This window comes from Acetobacter sp. KSO5, assembly GCF_044094635.1.
In the GTDB taxonomy this organism is placed as follows: domain Bacteria; phylum Pseudomonadota; class Alphaproteobacteria; order Acetobacterales; family Acetobacteraceae; genus Acetobacter; species Acetobacter cerevisiae.
In genome coordinates this window covers 3,050,655-3,064,543 of the sequence record NZ_CP172014.1, presented here as the reverse complement: position 1 = coordinate 3,064,543, position 13,889 = coordinate 3,050,655, and the positions used below count along the sequence as shown (strand labels likewise).

Genomic DNA, 13,889 nt, shown 5'->3' with positions numbered 1-13,889 from the left:
GTGGCTATGCAGGTTCTGGTTATGATGCCAAGGGACTATGGCTGAACCAGAGAGTCCAGTATCTTGCGCAGGTGGGAAAAATGAATGCGTTCCTGTTCAAGCCGGAGGTTCTGGCCAAACAGATCGGTTTGAAGAGCCGTAAAAACACTCTGCTCGGAGGGTATCAGGCGGGAAAGCGGATGCTGCACGGGGGAAGGTTCCTTATCCCAGAACGCGCTATAAGCGAGCAAGGTTGGCTCATCCATCAGGAAAGAATGAGTTCGGGGTAAAATGGCCCGGAGATGATCAAGAATTCTGAACCCGTGCGTATCAATGTCTCCCCAGTAATAAATAGAGCATTTTTGCAGCCAGAGAGCGGGTTTCAGAACGTCCCAGCAGTAGCCCGCCCCAAAAATAACCAGTGCATTTTCAAGATAAGGGAAAGCAAGAAAGCAACTTTCATTTTCCACAATGAAAATGCGACATCCCATCAGGGGCAACGCTGCGAAACTTTCGGAGTCCAGCGTGATGTCAGGATGCGCGCAGGTGGGGAAGGGAGAGAGTGCTCTATCCAGAATCCGAAAACGAATGCGTAAAGGTTTGGTGCGAAATCCGTAGCGTGGCTCAAACTGATCTATACCTGAACAGGTCTCGTTAACAGCGTGCTTTGGCAGAGCATGCTGAAAAAGCTTAGAGAGAATAGTCTTGTTGCACTCAATGAATTTGGTATGAATGCCCGGTAGATCGACCTGTCTCAGATAGATGCCAGGTGCAGGGTTTTCCCTCATCCAGACAGTAAGGGTTAAAAGTCGTTCCCATTCTGGCGCGTGGCGGGAGGCTGTGAGAGCATTTTGAGCAAGCCAAGGTAGCAGAAAAGGTGCTTTTTCTGCTGTCATGTCATGGAGAGCTAAGATCTGACGAGCGGTGTCGTGTTTGCCCAGTAAGGCAAGAGCATCTTCCAGCGTTTCAATAACAACTTTATGCGGGAGGGTCTGCGTGCCCTGCACGCGATTTTTCACTGTGTGCCGGATGAGCCTGATATGCCGCATCGCGTTGAATGTTTCCGTCCAGGCTCTAACGGCATGCAGACGCTGCGTAATATCAGAGGCACCTGGTGTGCGCAGGGGGAGGGTTAACGGAAACAAGCAGGTTTTGGTGATCAGGGCATTGGGGAGTGTGCCCTTTTTCCATAAATGCTCAAGCTGTTTTTTGAGGTCAGCCGGCGTAGTCCAGGTCACACAGACTGCTCTTCATGCCTGAGTAGGGCTGGTGTCGCATCATGGAGGGATGCCTTGTTGGCAAAATGCTCTTCAATACTCAGAACACGCAGGCGCGAGTAATTTCCATCCTTATTGTCCACAAAGCCCACACTTGAAACAAAAGGTTCAATAATGTGGATTTTTTGCAAGGGTGTAATAATAAGAAGCTGCATGTTGAGTTGCTGGAACAGCCGCAGACCGTATTGAGTGGAGTCATCAGACCCACGGCCAAAGGCTTCATCAATCACCACAAAGCGGAAGGAGCGCGAGCGCACTTCGCCCCATTCCAGTCCGAACTGATACGCCAGGCTGGCAGCCAGAATGGTATAGGCCAGCTTTTCCTTCTGGCCGCCAGATTTGCCTCCGGAATCTGTATAATGGTCAAACTCGGTCTCATCCGCACGCCAGCGCTCACTGGCCGCGAAGGAAAACCAGTTGCGAACATCAGTGACTTTATTGGTCCAGCGACGGTCCTGCTCCGTAAGACCTTCACGACCCCGGAAGCGTTCGATCATGGTTTTCACCAGATAAAAGCGCTGCTCGGAATACTGTTCGGCATCATCCCCGGAAACAGCATTTTCGGTACAGGCGCGAAGGGAGGCCTGAAAATCGCGGATTTCCGGGTCCAGCGTCTGGTGGGCTTCAAGCCGGATGTAGCGGTCCGGGTTATAGTCAATCTGGGTGAGGGACGTATTGATGACGGCAATTCGTTCCTTGATGATTTCCCGCTCCTGCGCCAGATGCGCATTGAAATTAGCGATTTCGTTAATCGTATTGACTGTCAGTAGGTTTTTGAAGCGGCTGACAAAGCGCGGAAGGTCATCTTTTTTGAGTTGCGCCAGCAACGCGCAATACTCTGGGCCAGCCTCCAGATGATCGTCCATGTCCTGCGCTTCGACCGGATATGTTGTCCGGAAGTCCCGCATGTCTTTCAGAATGCTGTCACGCAGGCAGTCCAGTGTGCGCTGTTGCTGGTCAATCTGTGTGTCCAGCTGGTCGCGCAGTTGCGTTTCCGCGCCCTCACAGGCCTCAAGGCTGGATAGCTCTGCGCCATTCAGCTGTATTTGAAGCTCGGTGAGTTCCTGCTCCTGCTGCGGTGTGAGCGTATAGTCGTTCAGAACCGTCTGGCAATGTTGCAGGCGGGCCTGAAGAGTTTCAACAGACTGATCCAGAAGTGCCTGCTTTTTAAACAGGATCATATACTCCGCTTCAGCCTGCCGCAGTGCCTGTTCCGCATGCTCTTTCTGCTGTTTGAGTTCACGCAGAACATCGGAGGTTGCTGTCAGCGCCTCCCGTTCGGCTGTCAGTTGAGCTGCTGTTTGTGCGGCACTCTGCCAGTCCAACTGGGTGTAATCGGGGTAGCGCTCCAGCCGGGTTAGCGTTTCAAAGCGTTCCTGCAGCATTTTACGGGTGTTTTCGGCCTGCGCAATTTCACCAGCATGTTTCTGGATCAGCGCTTCCTGCTCCCGCTGCCGCTCTTCAAGAGCTGCAATCTTGATGGCGTTGTTCCAGCCCAGAACATAGCGGCTCCGGTCATCAATCCTGTGGCGGTCATCTTTTTCATGCCGACCGCCCGGTTCCTTGACCTGACCAGACCGGGTAACGGCTTTGCTGGAGCGGCGGAAATCGTCCTGAGTTTCGCAGCAGGTAAAGCTGAAGCGGTGTGCCAGTTCATTTTCCACCCAGAGCCGCATGGGGGAGTCCGGATGGACTTCCAGTTTCTGGGCCAGTGTATTGGGATGGCGACCGGCATGGGAACCTGAGCGGTGTTGCTGAATGTGGTAGTAAACCAGACGCCCTTTTAGCTGTGTGCGGTCAACCCAGTCCAACACCTGTGCATAGAGATGGTCCGGCACAAGCAGTGATAATGCAAAATTATGCAGCAGACGTTCCGCAGCGCCTTCCCATTCCCGCGCGTCATCGCGCACCCGGATAAGTTCCCCGGCAAACGGCAGATCCTCCGCAGACACATCCAGCGCATCACACAGCATGGCGCGCATGCGGATCTGCCGTTCGTCAATATTACTCTGGCGTTTCCGCAAGCTGTCCAGTTCGGTGATAATCTCGGCGTGCTGGTTTTTTTCTTCGTGGAACAGAATGCTCTGCTCGGTCAGATCCTTTGCAAGCCAGGTATCCTGCTTTTTCCACTCACCTTTCTGCTTCCTGAGATGCTGCGTAAGATCCAGAAAGCCTTCAGCAGAGTTAGCAGGTTTTTCATTTAGTTTTTCAACAAGTGTTGCGTAATGCGCGGCATTTTTGCGCCGGTCTTCACTGGTCTTTTTGGCTTGCTGGATGGCGATGGCTAGTTGCTCAAGCCTGTCGCCCCCGTTGGCATAAATAGCTTGCTTGATCTCGTCCAGCTGCTGCTTGCTGGTGGTGCGTGCGGCATCCTGTTCAGTCAGCTGCTGCTGATTGGTTGCGGCAACATCCTGCTCTTTGGCAATCTTCTGCTCAAGCAGGGTGGCTTTCTGGCTGGCAAAATAACCCGGCAAAGCCTGACGGCAGGCTTTGAGCGTGTCATGCCGGTTTTTACTTTCCGTGTGGGCGGTGAGGTCTTCTGTTAAAGGCGTGAGCAGACTGATCTGCTTCTGTGCTTTCAGAACGGCCTGATGCGAGTCATCCAGATCTTCAAAATGAGAAATCAGGGCATGGATGCGGTCAGTCGCGTCAAATCGCGCCAGCATGTTTTCCCGCACAAAGTCCGTGATATTATCAACAGATTTCATGGAGACAGTTTGGAGAAACAGGTCTAGAGCCTGCTCGTTTTCAATCCCGAAGCGGCGACGGAACCATGCGGCATAGCGGTTAAAGCTGTCTTCTACTTCCGCACCCTGCGCACGCAGGTTTTTACGCAGTTGCAGGATATCCGTCCCGAACCCGGTAAAATGCTCCTGAATGGACAGTTCTTTTTCCGCGCACACAAAGAAGCGTGCAGGCTGCACCTGCTGTTTTTTTATCCAGAACACCTGCGCCAGAGTAACAGTTTGCAGATAGCCTTCGTTTTTGAAAACACCCAGAATAACCGTGTAGCTTTGTGTGTCACGCAGGCTAACGGATTTAGTGGAACCGGTTGCGTCGTTGCGTTCGGATTTATAATGGCCGGTCACGTAGGAGCGCAGGGAGCGCTCACGCGTATCAGCCCCAGCAGCTTTGTTATAAACAATGCGCTGTGCGGGAACGAGCAGGGTGGTGATGGCATCCACCAGTGTGGATTTGCCCGAGCCAATATTACCGGTCAGCAGCGCGTTCCGACCGTTGAGGTCAAAGCGCCAGATCCGCTTGTCAAACGTGCCCCAGTTCAGCACTTCCAGACGATGCAGACGGAACCCGGCCAGACGATCATCCACGGCAAAGTCGAGCGGGGCTTGCTGGGTGTCAGTCACGGTCGGTTAGTCCTGTATCGGCATGGTCAGGAAAAAGCTGCGATTCAGCTGTGGTGTTCTGTTCTGGCGTGGCGGGTGCGCCTGTAAGGGGCAGGTCCGTCTGCTCAAGGCTACGGGCATGCGCCAGATAGGCTTCCAGCCGTTCATCCAGCGTCGCCAGCCATTCCGCATCAATATAGGCCTTCAGGATGCGCCGCACCTCGTAGCGAGGCGGCGCGTTGGGGGCATCTGCACTGGTGGGGGGGAGGGGGCGCAGAAAGCCAAGTTCGGCCACGCGGCGGATATAGGTTTCAATCTGCGCGAGTTGCCGGACTTCATTGCTACTTTCTGGCAGAAAGGTCTGAAGCATGGAGGCGATATCATCGCGGCTGAGGATAAGGCGGGTCTCGCCCCCCATGGCGTCAAACCGCACCAGTTGCTGGCGGAGCAGGGCCAGAAGAAGACTGACGTGGAAAGAGAGCGGACGCCGCGCAATCATGCGGAGCATGCGGGATGCGCCTTCTTCCTCTTCCGGCTGCGGTGCGCTGCGCAGATACGCATAGCCCTCGGCGGGGTCGATAATCAGAACCAGCCCTAGGACAGCAACATAATCCCGCACCTGATTTTGCAGGCGGAGCAGATGTCCCCACAGGCCTTCATCTTCCTCCCGGTAGATCACGCTTTTTAAGAGCGTAATGGCGAGCGTGGAGAGAGAGGCTGGCCCGTGAGCCGAAGCCTGTGTGTCCTCTGAGGTATTGACCGTCTGGCTCATGCCGACCTCACAAAAATTACGCGTTGCAGGGTGGCGTGGCGCGTTATGATGGACCCATCCGTTGTCATGATGTCCCAGTTTACATGATCGTTTGTCTTTTCATCAATGAGGCTCTCGAAGCGCTCACTGCTGAGCTGAAGATAGGCCACGAGTTCAGACAGGCCCTGTTCCAGCGGGTAGCGATGCAGTAGTGCGGCAAGGCTGATTTGCGGGGCTTCCGCCAGAGCCTGCTGAATGTTTTCGGTCAGGCGCACGCGGTCCACCACGACCTGTTCATAAAGGGCTATGGGGTCCACATCGTCCCACGTGTCTTCCGGCAGCGGGTCAACCGTCAGGATCGTGGGGAGCGGGGGCGAATAAAGAGGCCGTTCCATAATAAGGTCTGGAGAGGCGGCCATGGCGTCCAGATCCGTCAGCGCCTCATCGGGCGGGCAGTCGGACAAGTACGGGCGTGCGGCGATGGCGTGGGCCTCGATATTATGCAGGATTTCCATAATGCGCCGGGTTTCCTGCCGGCTCTGGTCATCCAGAAACTGACGCAGGCGGTGGGAGAGCTGTGCGACGGTGCGCTGTGTGTGGTCGCCCGCTTCCAGCCAGTCATAATGAATACGGCGCAGGCGAGGGTCCGGGTTCTGCGCCGCAATGACGGGCAGGGAGAGAATATGTTCCAGCTGTTGCGAAAGTTCTTCCTGCCTGCGGCTGGACATGAGGAAGTTCCAGAAGGCCTGAAAGCTGCGGCCCTGATCGGACTCATTAATCAGATCATGCTGGGCCAGAATTTCATCCAGCAAAGCGCCTTTGGTGCCATCCCACAAAGCAACGCGTTCCCGCACAGCGCGATCCAGACGGCGAAAATTATGTTCCACTTCACGGAAGTCGGCGAGAAGATCGCGCGCCATGCGGGTGAACTGCGAGAAGCGTTCCTTGATGCCGGTATCATCCATCAGGCTAAGATCCCCGCTCTGGATGCGGGCAATTTCGGCATCAATCTCATCCCGGCGCTGATGCAGGTCTGCAAGGCGCTGGTCAGGGTCGCTTTGGGTGCCTTCATTCATCTGGCGCAGCAGGTCGAACAGGGTCCGCAGACGGGATTCTGTGCCGACAAAGCTGCGCTCTGCCAACTGTTCCAGCCATGAAAGCGCTTTTTCGGTAGCCGGGGTCATGTCGAACACGGCGTTGTCTGTCCCCAGCTGATAGAATTTTCTTAGCCAGCCTTTGTCGGGAGACGCCCAGTCTTCCAGATACTCCCGGGCGGTTCTGGGGAATGCGTTTTCATCCAGCTGCTGGCGCAAAGCATAGAGCGTGTCTTCCAGCGCTTCCGCCATGCTCTCGGCTTCCAGACTGCGCACGTTGGGGCGTACGAAGGCCTGATGCAAAAAGCTGAGAATAAGGGGGGCATGGTCCGAGCATAACAGGCGCCAGGCCGGATTATGCTGGCGCATGCTGTTGAGAGTTGTGAAATCAAGCTTCATCTGCGCCGCCTCTAGTGCTCCGCCCCGGATGCCAAAAAGGCCTTGTTACAGGATGAGAGCAGGTGAGGCGAGGGAAGTAAGAGTGCGGGCCTCTAAGGCGGCGCATGACGAGTTCCCATGATGGGAAGACAAACGGAAAAATCCCGCAGACCCGTCAAATTCTCATTTTACTCTTACATTTCAAGTGGTTAGTGGTGCGAACTGCGGGACTCGAACCCGCACGCCCTTACGGGCTGGAGATTTTAAGTCTCCTGCGTCTACCATTCCGCCAAGTTCGCATAAGGTGGACTGTTTTTGTCAGCCATACAGGGCGTTTTACTGTGTTATGGCGGGTTTTAGCATGTTGGGCCGTGGCGGCAAGCGTTTCTGTAGCGGGTGTGTGTGTTTAGTGTGCGCCTAACAGGGCTGAGCCGTGGTGTTTCAACCATGCTTCGGCATGGTGTCGGTGGGGGGTGAGCTGGTCTACCAGAGTCCAGAATGCTGGAGCATGGTTCATGTGGCGTAAGTGGGCCAGTTCATGTGCAATCAGATAATGTCTGACGGCAGTAGGAGCCATGACCAGACGCCAGGACAGCATGATGCGGCCAGAGGACGAGCAGCTACCCCATCGGCTGGAGGTATCGCGGATATCAAGCCGTGTGGGTCGCAAGCCGGACATCTGAGCCTGCGCACGGAGTTCCTGACCTAATATCTGCCGAGCATGCTTTTTCAAAAAATCTGTAATCCGCCTGCTGATAAACTCTTCCGCACCGCTCACACAAATCTGGTCCGCCTCTATCCAGACGCCGCCACGCGCAGTGGGATGATGCACAATGGTATGCGGCTTTCCCTCAATGGGGATGGTGCGGCCCGGCAGGAAGGCGGGGGCCTGTTGCAGAGCCGTCAGGCGTTTTGTGATCCAGTGTTTCTGGATTTTGAGAAACTGCACAGCCTGTGCAGTAGAAAGCCCGGAGGGGAGTGTGACCGACACGGCCTGTCTGCGCGGGTCAATCCGGAGGGAGAGCCGTCGCGCCCGGCTGGAGGGTTTCCAGATGACGGGCACGTGGCAGTCCGGAGCGAGTTGAATGAGATCCGGCGTCTGCGTAGAAGGCGTGAGGTTGGCGCGGGGGGCTATGGCAGCACCCCGCTCAGAACGTGGAGCTGGCTTTTCAGGGCGTATCGGCACGGATGTGGCGGACCGAAGGCCGCTTGTGCGCGCTGGGTTTTTTAGGTTTTTTAGCAGGCTGGCCGGGCCATGCGACGAGATAGTCTTCCAGTGCGCCGGCCTGTCGTTCACTAATGCAGCGGCCTGCGGCAGAGGCCCCGGCTTCAATCACGCTTTCCGGATTGCCGGTAATAAGCGGATGCCATGTGGGCAGGGAACGCCCTTCGGAGAGGCGGCGGTAGGCGCAGTCGGGCGGAAGCCAGTCCAGTTCGGACACCATTGCCGGTGTCAGGGTGATGCAGTCCTGCACTTTTCTGTGGCGGTGCGGGTAGTCCGTGCAGCGACAGTCGGAGACATCCAGCAGGCGGCAGGCGACGGACGTATAGTGAATTTCGTCCGTGTCTTCGTCACGCAGCTTATGCAGGCAGCAACGGCCACAGCCATCACACAGGGATTCCCACTCAGCGGTGGTCATCTCTTGGAGCAGGGTGGTTTCCCAGAACGGAGCGGTGGATGAAGGGGAAGTCATGCCGCGCAGGATAAACCGGCAGGAGGCCTCAGGAAAGAGGGGCTTTGCTGATTCCCAGAGCCCCGAGCAGGCTGAGTGCCAGAGCCAGACCGATGCTGCCAGCCAGCGGACGGCCCAGAAGGGGGAGCCAGAGCAAACGGATACGGGTGAGGGACGTTGCTCCCAGTTCCTGCGCCGTGCGCCCCCAAGTTGATGGTGCGTCTTTGAGGCGGTGAAGCGGTGCGAGCGAAATGGCCGGTCCGATCAGCACACCCTGAAGAAAGGGAAGAAGCAGAGAAGAGCGGTCAAGCGGCAGCAGGAACGGCAGCGTAAGGGCGGCTGCGGTGGCGGGCAGCAGAACCAACAGGAGCAATGTGTAAAGTCGACCGCCCTGCCGCGTTGAAAGGGCCACACTGAGCACCAGCGCTGCCAGACAGATACCCGTCAGAGCCATGAACAGTGTGTGGGTGATGAGAAAAGGCAGAAGGCCGGACGCGGGAAGGCTCACCGGTCTTCGGCCCAACGTTCAAAGCGTGCCGACAGGGTTGAGAGATGCGAACTCCAGAACGTGTCATTCACTGCGATGGGGGGCAGTATGTGGCGGCTGTCTGGAGAGCCTGCATTGATTTCCGCCAGAGATGGCAGAGACGGCCAAGCATTGGCGAAGGCCTGCTTCTGGGTGGGGTGTTCCAGCCATGCTGTCAGAGCCAGCGCCGTATTTTCTTCTGCAGAGGTTTTTGGCACGCCCCATGCGTAATTAACCTGCAGGCGCTGCGGCCAGTAGAGGCCAAAACGATCCCGGTCAGCCTGTGGGGCGCTGAGAATTTCTCCGGTGGGCACGCTGCCCATCAGCGCACCACCACTTTTAAGAATACGCGCGGCTTCCTCTGGCGTGGACCACCAGACAATGTAGGGGCGCAACTGGTCGAGCTTACGGAAGGCACGTTCCACGCCGTCCTGCGTGTTCAGGACACGGTAGAGAGCGTCAGGAGAGACGCCATCGGCCAGCAGGGCAATTTCCAGTGTGGTGCGGGGGTCGCGGCGCAGGCTCCGGCGGCCCGGGTGACGCGCAACATCCCAGAAGTCCGACCAGTCGGGCGGCGTATCAAAGCGGGAGCGGTCCCACGCCATGGCAAAATCAATAGACGCGGAAGACTGGCCACATCCGTTGGGGGAGGGGTCAGCCGGGTCACGCACCAGCAGGCCGAGAGAGCAACTGATTTGCAGAGAGCTGGTTTCCATCATCACGGCGGCCCAGCGGTGGGGAGACTCGGTTTCCTGCTTGCGAAGAGAGTCGATCTCTCCATCCCATGAGGAGGGCGCAAGAGGATGCTTGATAAGCTGTGCATAGGGCGTGAACAGCACTTTCTGCTGGGTGGCCGTAATAGCCCCCCCAAATGTCAGAATGCGTACCGGCTGCACCACGGTCCGATGAATCCGGCGTATCGAGCGCGCATCAGCCTGCGAAAAAGCAGGCAGCACCATGCTTCCCAGAACGAGCGCCGTCAGCCCGTGCCGAAAGAAGGCTGACAGGGCAGAGGGCCTCTGCGCACGGGGGCGAAGGGGCGTTTTGAAGGATGCGTCGCGAAACGAAAGAAGGGACAGGGGTAGCCTCACGCGGTTGCTGCTTAAGTCAAAGGTAATTCTAGCCTGATTTGTGGTCCATCGGAAAGGCGGTGGCGTTTGCTGTTTGCCAGGCAAGCAGCGCGACGCGCCCCGGTTCCAGGTCTCGCATGGTGTGAACAGGGGGGCGATGGGCAATAATTTCCCCGCCATCCTGCATGCGAAAGCGCATGTGAATGGCCGTGCCTACATGCCGGGCGGAGACCAGAGTGCAGAGCACCATGTCGTTTTCTTCAGGCGGTCCGCTGAGCTGGCGCGGGAACATGACAGAGAGGCGGTCCGGCGCGATGCAGATATTGGCGAGGTCCTGTTCCTCCAGCCCCGGTGCGGCCATGGCCTCCACCGTCTCGCCCGTGGGGAGGCGGAGTTCGGCCATGTCGTCTTCTGCATACAGCACCTTGCCGGTCAGGACATTGGCTTCACCAAATGTAATGGCGACCTGCTCATGCGCGGGCCGGTTAAGCAAGTCGGGCGGTGTGGCAAGCTGGAGCAGGATGCCGTTTTCCAGAATGCCGATGGTGTCTCCCGCCATCAGGGCTTCTGTGCGGTCCCGCGTGAGGAGAAGGGTACTGAGGCTAATCGCGCGTTGCAGCTTTTCGAGCAAAGCCATCACGCGCATCGTGGCTGTATGGTCCAGAGCGCTGAACGGGCGGTTCAGGACGAGCACTTCAGGCCGCATGACGAGGGCGCGCGCCAGCAGGCCACGCAGATTTTGCTCTGGTGTGAGGCTCGCGGGTTTAAGCGCGCGCCGGCCATCCAGCCCTACCAGAGAGAGTGTTTCCGTTGTGCGGCGCTCGCTTTCCGCAGCGGAGACCTGCCCGGAAGCCCGGAGGGGGAACAGAATGTTGTCCGCCAGTGTCAGGTGCGGGAAAAGCGGCGCATGGGCCCCGATGGTGGCCAGACCACGCAAGCCGGTCGGGCGATGGGTGACATCTTCCCCGCCAACCAGGATCTGCCCGCCATAACTGGGGGCATGTCCGGCCAGCACGTCTGTCAGGCGGGACAGGTCCTCATGCTCGGTGCCGATTCCCAGCAGGGCCACGCACTGGCCTTTTTCCACCCGCAGGCTGAGGCCGGGGAGCGGAGGGAGGAAAGCGAGATTGTGAAGGGCTAGCGGCGGGGGCGAGCTATGCGCCGTATGCATGCAACCTTATCCTTAGCGATCAGTTAAAAGAGTGTTGTCAATAAATCTAACGCGAATAGGGTGTTCCATGTCTTCTGATAAACTCAAGGATGTAAAGGCTGCTGGTGAGTCTGCTGCTGAGACAGCCCGTGATGAAATTGAAGCCGTAAAGGCGCATCTGGAACGGCTGATCACCAAGCATGTGGTGCCCGCGCTGACGAATGCTGGCGGTAAAGCCAGTGATTTGACTGAAGAAGCAGTTGCCAATGCGCGTGAACTGGCCAATCATGCGCGCAGCGATATTTCCAAGCAGACGCGTGCGCAGTCGTCATGGGTGTCCATCGCCATTTCCGGCGTTGTGGGCTTTATCCTCGGTCGGATGTCACGCTGAAGCCTCACGTGATCTGAACGAAGGTAGTCCCTGAGTCCATGCGTATTTTTGAACTTGGCAGGTCCGCCCTGCATGCACAGTCCCATCTCATGCAGCAGATGGCGGTCCGGTTAGGAAAACAGGCAGCATTTCTTGTTGCCGCCGCGGTGTTCGGGTTTTTCGCCCTGATATCCGGGCATGGACTCCTGTGGGCCCTGTTCCTGTTTACCTTCCATTGGGGCCCGGTGACGGCCGCATTCGGCGTGTTTGCGCTGGATGTGATTTTTGCTCTGATCTGTGTCCTGTTTGGCCGTCGCTCTTACCTGACGACCGCAGAAGTGGAAGCCCGCATTGCCCGTAACCGCTGTGCAACACAGATGCGGGAATCCGTCACACTGGCCGCAGTTACGGCCACGGTGGCAGGGTCTCTTGGCCGCAGCGGCACCCGCAAGGTGTGGGACGCAGTGCGCCGCAAGAAGAACTGATTTCTTTCCATCCGCCTTTGCCCATAGGTTCCATTCCAATTTTGCATTGGCGGGGGCGGATTTTTTCTGGGAATGATTGCCCTACGATTTTGTGAGCGTGCGAACAGTTTGTATGCTTGCTAGTATGGGCACATAATGGAACCTCCGCGTTATCCTGATAATAGCATCGAAACCCGCCGGTCCTTCGGGCACCGGCTGGCTCGCCTTGCGGCCATCTGGCGGCGCGAGATTGATGCGGATTTGCGCCGGTTCAGCCTGACGGACGCAACCTGGCGGCCCATCTATTATCTCAATTTTTCTGAACAGCCTGTCAGGCAGACAGACCTGGCCCGTTCTCTCTCACTAGAGGCGCCGTCTCTCGTGCGGCTGCTGGATGTGCTGGAAAAGCGCGGCTTTATTGTCCGGGAAATTGATGAGGAAGACCGTCGTTCCAAGCTTGTCAGCATTACGGAAGAAGGCCGGAAAGTTGCCGCACTTGTCAGCCATGCGGCAGACGATGTGGCAACGCGCCTGACCGAACATGTAACCCCGCAGGAACTGGAGCAGTGCTGTGGGATTCTTGACCGGGTTGAACAGGCCGCGTCCGGGCAGAAAGATCTGGCCGGGTCAGAGCGGGCACACGCACGATGAGAGTTGCTACGAGAATGGCGTCATGCTGACGGAATTCAATCTCTTTGGTGTCTTCATGGCACCAATCGTCGTCTACGCACTGGCGGCGCTGCCCCTTACCATGTGTGTTCGTTTCGTGCTGTGGTGGAGCGGCCTGCTGGGCTGGTTCTGGCACATCGCTCTGTTCGAAGTTTCGCTCTACGTTTGTATCCTCTGCCTGCTCATTTTGTACGTCTGACCCCTGAAAAGGCTTTTGAGTCTCCGCAATGCCCCTTCTGCGCACCCTGATACGAGTTATTCTGACCCTGGCGGTTGTCTCTCTGGCCATTGTGCTGGGGGTGACCCTCTGGAACGTCTACATGATCGCTCCATGGACCCGTGATGGTCGTGTGCGTGTGTATGTTGTAGACGTGGCTCCTGAAGTCTCGGGCACTGTGGTGCAGATCCCGGTGGTGGATAACCAGTTTGTGCATAAGGGGGACCCGCTGTTTGTGCTGGACCCCGTACGCTTCCGTTTGGCGATCCGTGAGGCACAGGCCCGACTGGATGGTGCATTGGAAGATTTGAAGCTCAAGCGCAATGATGCCCGCCGCCGTATGGGGCTGGGTGGCATTGTCTCGGCGGAAGAACAGGAAGTCTTTAACTCCAATGTGGCAACGCAGATTGCCGCGGTGGATGCAGCCCGCGCCGCGCTGGACGTGGCCAAGCTGAACCTTCAGCGTTCCGTGCTGTATTCCCCGGTTAATGGTTACGTGACCAACCTCAACCTGCGGGTGGGTGATTACGCATCCTCCGGGCAGGCCCGTCTGGCTGTGATTGATGCCGACTCCTACTGGGTTTACGGCTACTTTGAAGAAACCAAGATGTGGGGCGTGCATGTGGGTGATGAAGCCCGCGTCAAGCTGATGGGCTACAAGCCCATCCTGACCGGCCATGTGGTGAGCATTGCCCGCGGTATTAACGATACCAACGGCACCCCCGATAAGCTGGGCCTGCAGGATGTGAACCCCATCTTTACCTGGGTGCGTCTGGCCCAGCGTATCCCGGTACGTATCCATCTTGACCACGTGCCGGACAGCGTGACACTGGCCGCCGGCATGACAGCGACTGTCAGCGTCGGGCCGGAGCCACGTGGCCGACGAGGCAAGATGACCACCTGGCTGCAAGATCATCTCTGAGAGCG

14 protein-coding genes and 1 tRNA gene are annotated in these 13,889 nt (G+C 57.3%); 5 read left to right on the top strand and 10 right to left on the bottom strand.

The features are described 5' to 3' along the window. Positions 1-35: 35 nt before the first annotated feature. The 10 genes from ACHQGU_RS13880 to ACHQGU_RS13835 form a co-directional block, all read right to left on the bottom strand. Entirely contained in the window at positions 36-1,217 is a 1,182-nt protein-coding gene (locus ACHQGU_RS13880) for a Wadjet anti-phage system protein JetD domain-containing protein (RefSeq protein ID WP_395495392.1), read from the bottom strand. Continuing rightward, entirely contained in the window at positions 1,214-4,621 is a 3,408-nt protein-coding gene (locus ACHQGU_RS13875; RefSeq protein WP_395495391.1) for an ATP-binding protein, read from the bottom strand. The genes ACHQGU_RS13880 and ACHQGU_RS13875 overlap by 4 nt, the downstream gene beginning before the upstream one ends. Beyond that, the gene (locus ACHQGU_RS13870; RefSeq protein ID WP_395495390.1) at positions 4,614-5,372 is read right to left on the bottom strand and encodes a DUF4194 domain-containing protein; all 759 of its coding nucleotides are present in this window, start codon (positions 5,370-5,372) and stop codon (positions 4,614-4,616) included. Before ACHQGU_RS13870 ends, ACHQGU_RS13875 begins: the two co-directional genes overlap by 8 nt. After that, on the bottom strand, positions 5,369-6,844 hold the full coding sequence (locus ACHQGU_RS13865) for a DUF3375 domain-containing protein (protein ID WP_395495389.1): 1,476 nt from the start codon (positions 6,842-6,844) through the stop codon (positions 5,369-5,371). The genes ACHQGU_RS13870 and ACHQGU_RS13865 overlap by 4 nt, the downstream gene beginning before the upstream one ends. A gap of 192 nt (positions 6,845-7,036) precedes the next feature. Continuing rightward, positions 7,037-7,122: transfer RNA gene (locus ACHQGU_RS13860), tRNA-Leu, on the bottom strand. A gap of 107 nt (positions 7,123-7,229) precedes the next feature. Then, positions 7,230-7,910, bottom strand: a complete 681-nt coding sequence (locus tag ACHQGU_RS13855; RefSeq protein ID WP_281702037.1) for a M48 family metallopeptidase — start codon at positions 7,908-7,910, stop codon at positions 7,230-7,232. Positions 7,911-7,992: 82 nt separating this feature from the next. Then, on the bottom strand, positions 7,993-8,517 hold the full coding sequence (locus tag ACHQGU_RS13850) for a YcgN family cysteine cluster protein (protein ID WP_395495388.1): 525 nt from the start codon (positions 8,515-8,517) through the stop codon (positions 7,993-7,995). Between the two features lie 28 nt (positions 8,518-8,545). Continuing rightward, positions 8,546-9,004: a hypothetical protein gene (locus tag ACHQGU_RS13845; protein WP_395495387.1), complete on the bottom strand. Its 459-nt coding sequence runs from the start codon at positions 9,002-9,004 to the stop codon at positions 8,546-8,548. Then, the gene (locus ACHQGU_RS13840; protein WP_062249086.1) at positions 9,001-9,981 is read right to left on the bottom strand and encodes an extracellular solute-binding protein; all 981 of its coding nucleotides are present in this window, start codon (positions 9,979-9,981) and stop codon (positions 9,001-9,003) included. The genes ACHQGU_RS13845 and ACHQGU_RS13840 overlap by 4 nt, the downstream gene beginning before the upstream one ends. A 160-nt stretch (positions 9,982-10,141) precedes the next feature. Then, entirely contained in the window at positions 10,142-11,263 is a 1,122-nt protein-coding gene (locus tag ACHQGU_RS13835; RefSeq protein WP_395495386.1) for an ABC transporter ATP-binding protein, read from the bottom strand. A gap of 67 nt (positions 11,264-11,330) precedes the next feature. Here ACHQGU_RS13835 and ACHQGU_RS13830 point away from each other — a divergent pair, with 67 nt between their 5' ends. From ACHQGU_RS13830 to ACHQGU_RS13810, 5 genes are all read left to right on the top strand, one after another. Further along, entirely contained in the window at positions 11,331-11,633 is a 303-nt protein-coding gene (locus ACHQGU_RS13830) for a hypothetical protein (protein WP_043551376.1), read from the top strand. Positions 11,634-11,671: 38 nt separating this feature from the next. Further along, positions 11,672-12,097, top strand: a complete 426-nt coding sequence (locus tag ACHQGU_RS13825; protein WP_395495385.1) for a phage holin family protein — start codon at positions 11,672-11,674, stop codon at positions 12,095-12,097. A gap of 135 nt (positions 12,098-12,232) precedes the next feature. Then, a complete protein-coding gene (locus ACHQGU_RS13820) occupies positions 12,233-12,727 on the top strand; it encodes a MarR family winged helix-turn-helix transcriptional regulator (RefSeq protein WP_061507925.1) in 495 nt (164 codons plus the stop codon). Positions 12,728-12,749: 22 nt separating this feature from the next. Continuing rightward, positions 12,750-12,944 carry a DUF1656 domain-containing protein gene (locus ACHQGU_RS13815; protein WP_025826372.1) on the top strand — a complete coding sequence of 65 codons (195 nt, stop codon included), beginning with the start codon at positions 12,750-12,752 and terminating at the stop codon, positions 12,942-12,944. 28 nt (positions 12,945-12,972) lie between these two features. After that, the gene (locus ACHQGU_RS13810) at positions 12,973-13,884 is read left to right on the top strand and encodes an HlyD family secretion protein (protein WP_025826370.1); all 912 of its coding nucleotides are present in this window, start codon (positions 12,973-12,975) and stop codon (positions 13,882-13,884) included. Positions 13,885-13,889: the final 5 nt, after the last annotated feature.

Coding starts and splice junctions, on each gene's coding strand:
- ACHQGU_RS13870 (WP_395495390.1), bottom strand. CDS start 5,372: ATGAGCCAGACGGTCAATACCTCAGAGGACACACAGGCTTCGGCTCAC.
- ACHQGU_RS13865 (WP_395495389.1), bottom strand. CDS start 6,844: ATGAAGCTTGATTTCACAACTCTCAACAGCATGCGCCAGCATAATCCG.
- ACHQGU_RS13850 (WP_395495388.1), bottom strand. CDS start 8,517: ATGACTTCCCCTTCATCCACCGCTCCGTTCTGGGAAACCACCCTGCTC.
- ACHQGU_RS13840 (WP_062249086.1), bottom strand. CDS start 9,981: ATGGTGCTGCCTGCTTTTTCGCAGGCTGATGCGCGCTCGATACGCCGG.
- ACHQGU_RS13835 (WP_395495386.1), bottom strand. CDS start 11,263: ATGCATACGGCGCATAGCTCGCCCCCGCCGCTAGCCCTTCACAATCTC.
- ACHQGU_RS13830 (WP_043551376.1), top strand. CDS start 11,331: ATGTCTTCTGATAAACTCAAGGATGTAAAGGCTGCTGGTGAGTCTGCT.
- ACHQGU_RS13825 (WP_395495385.1), top strand. CDS start 11,672: ATGCGTATTTTTGAACTTGGCAGGTCCGCCCTGCATGCACAGTCCCAT.
- ACHQGU_RS13820 (WP_061507925.1), top strand. CDS start 12,233: ATGGAACCTCCGCGTTATCCTGATAATAGCATCGAAACCCGCCGGTCC.
- ACHQGU_RS13815 (WP_025826372.1), top strand. CDS start 12,750: ATGCTGACGGAATTCAATCTCTTTGGTGTCTTCATGGCACCAATCGTC.
- ACHQGU_RS13810 (WP_025826370.1), top strand. CDS start 12,973: ATGCCCCTTCTGCGCACCCTGATACGAGTTATTCTGACCCTGGCGGTT.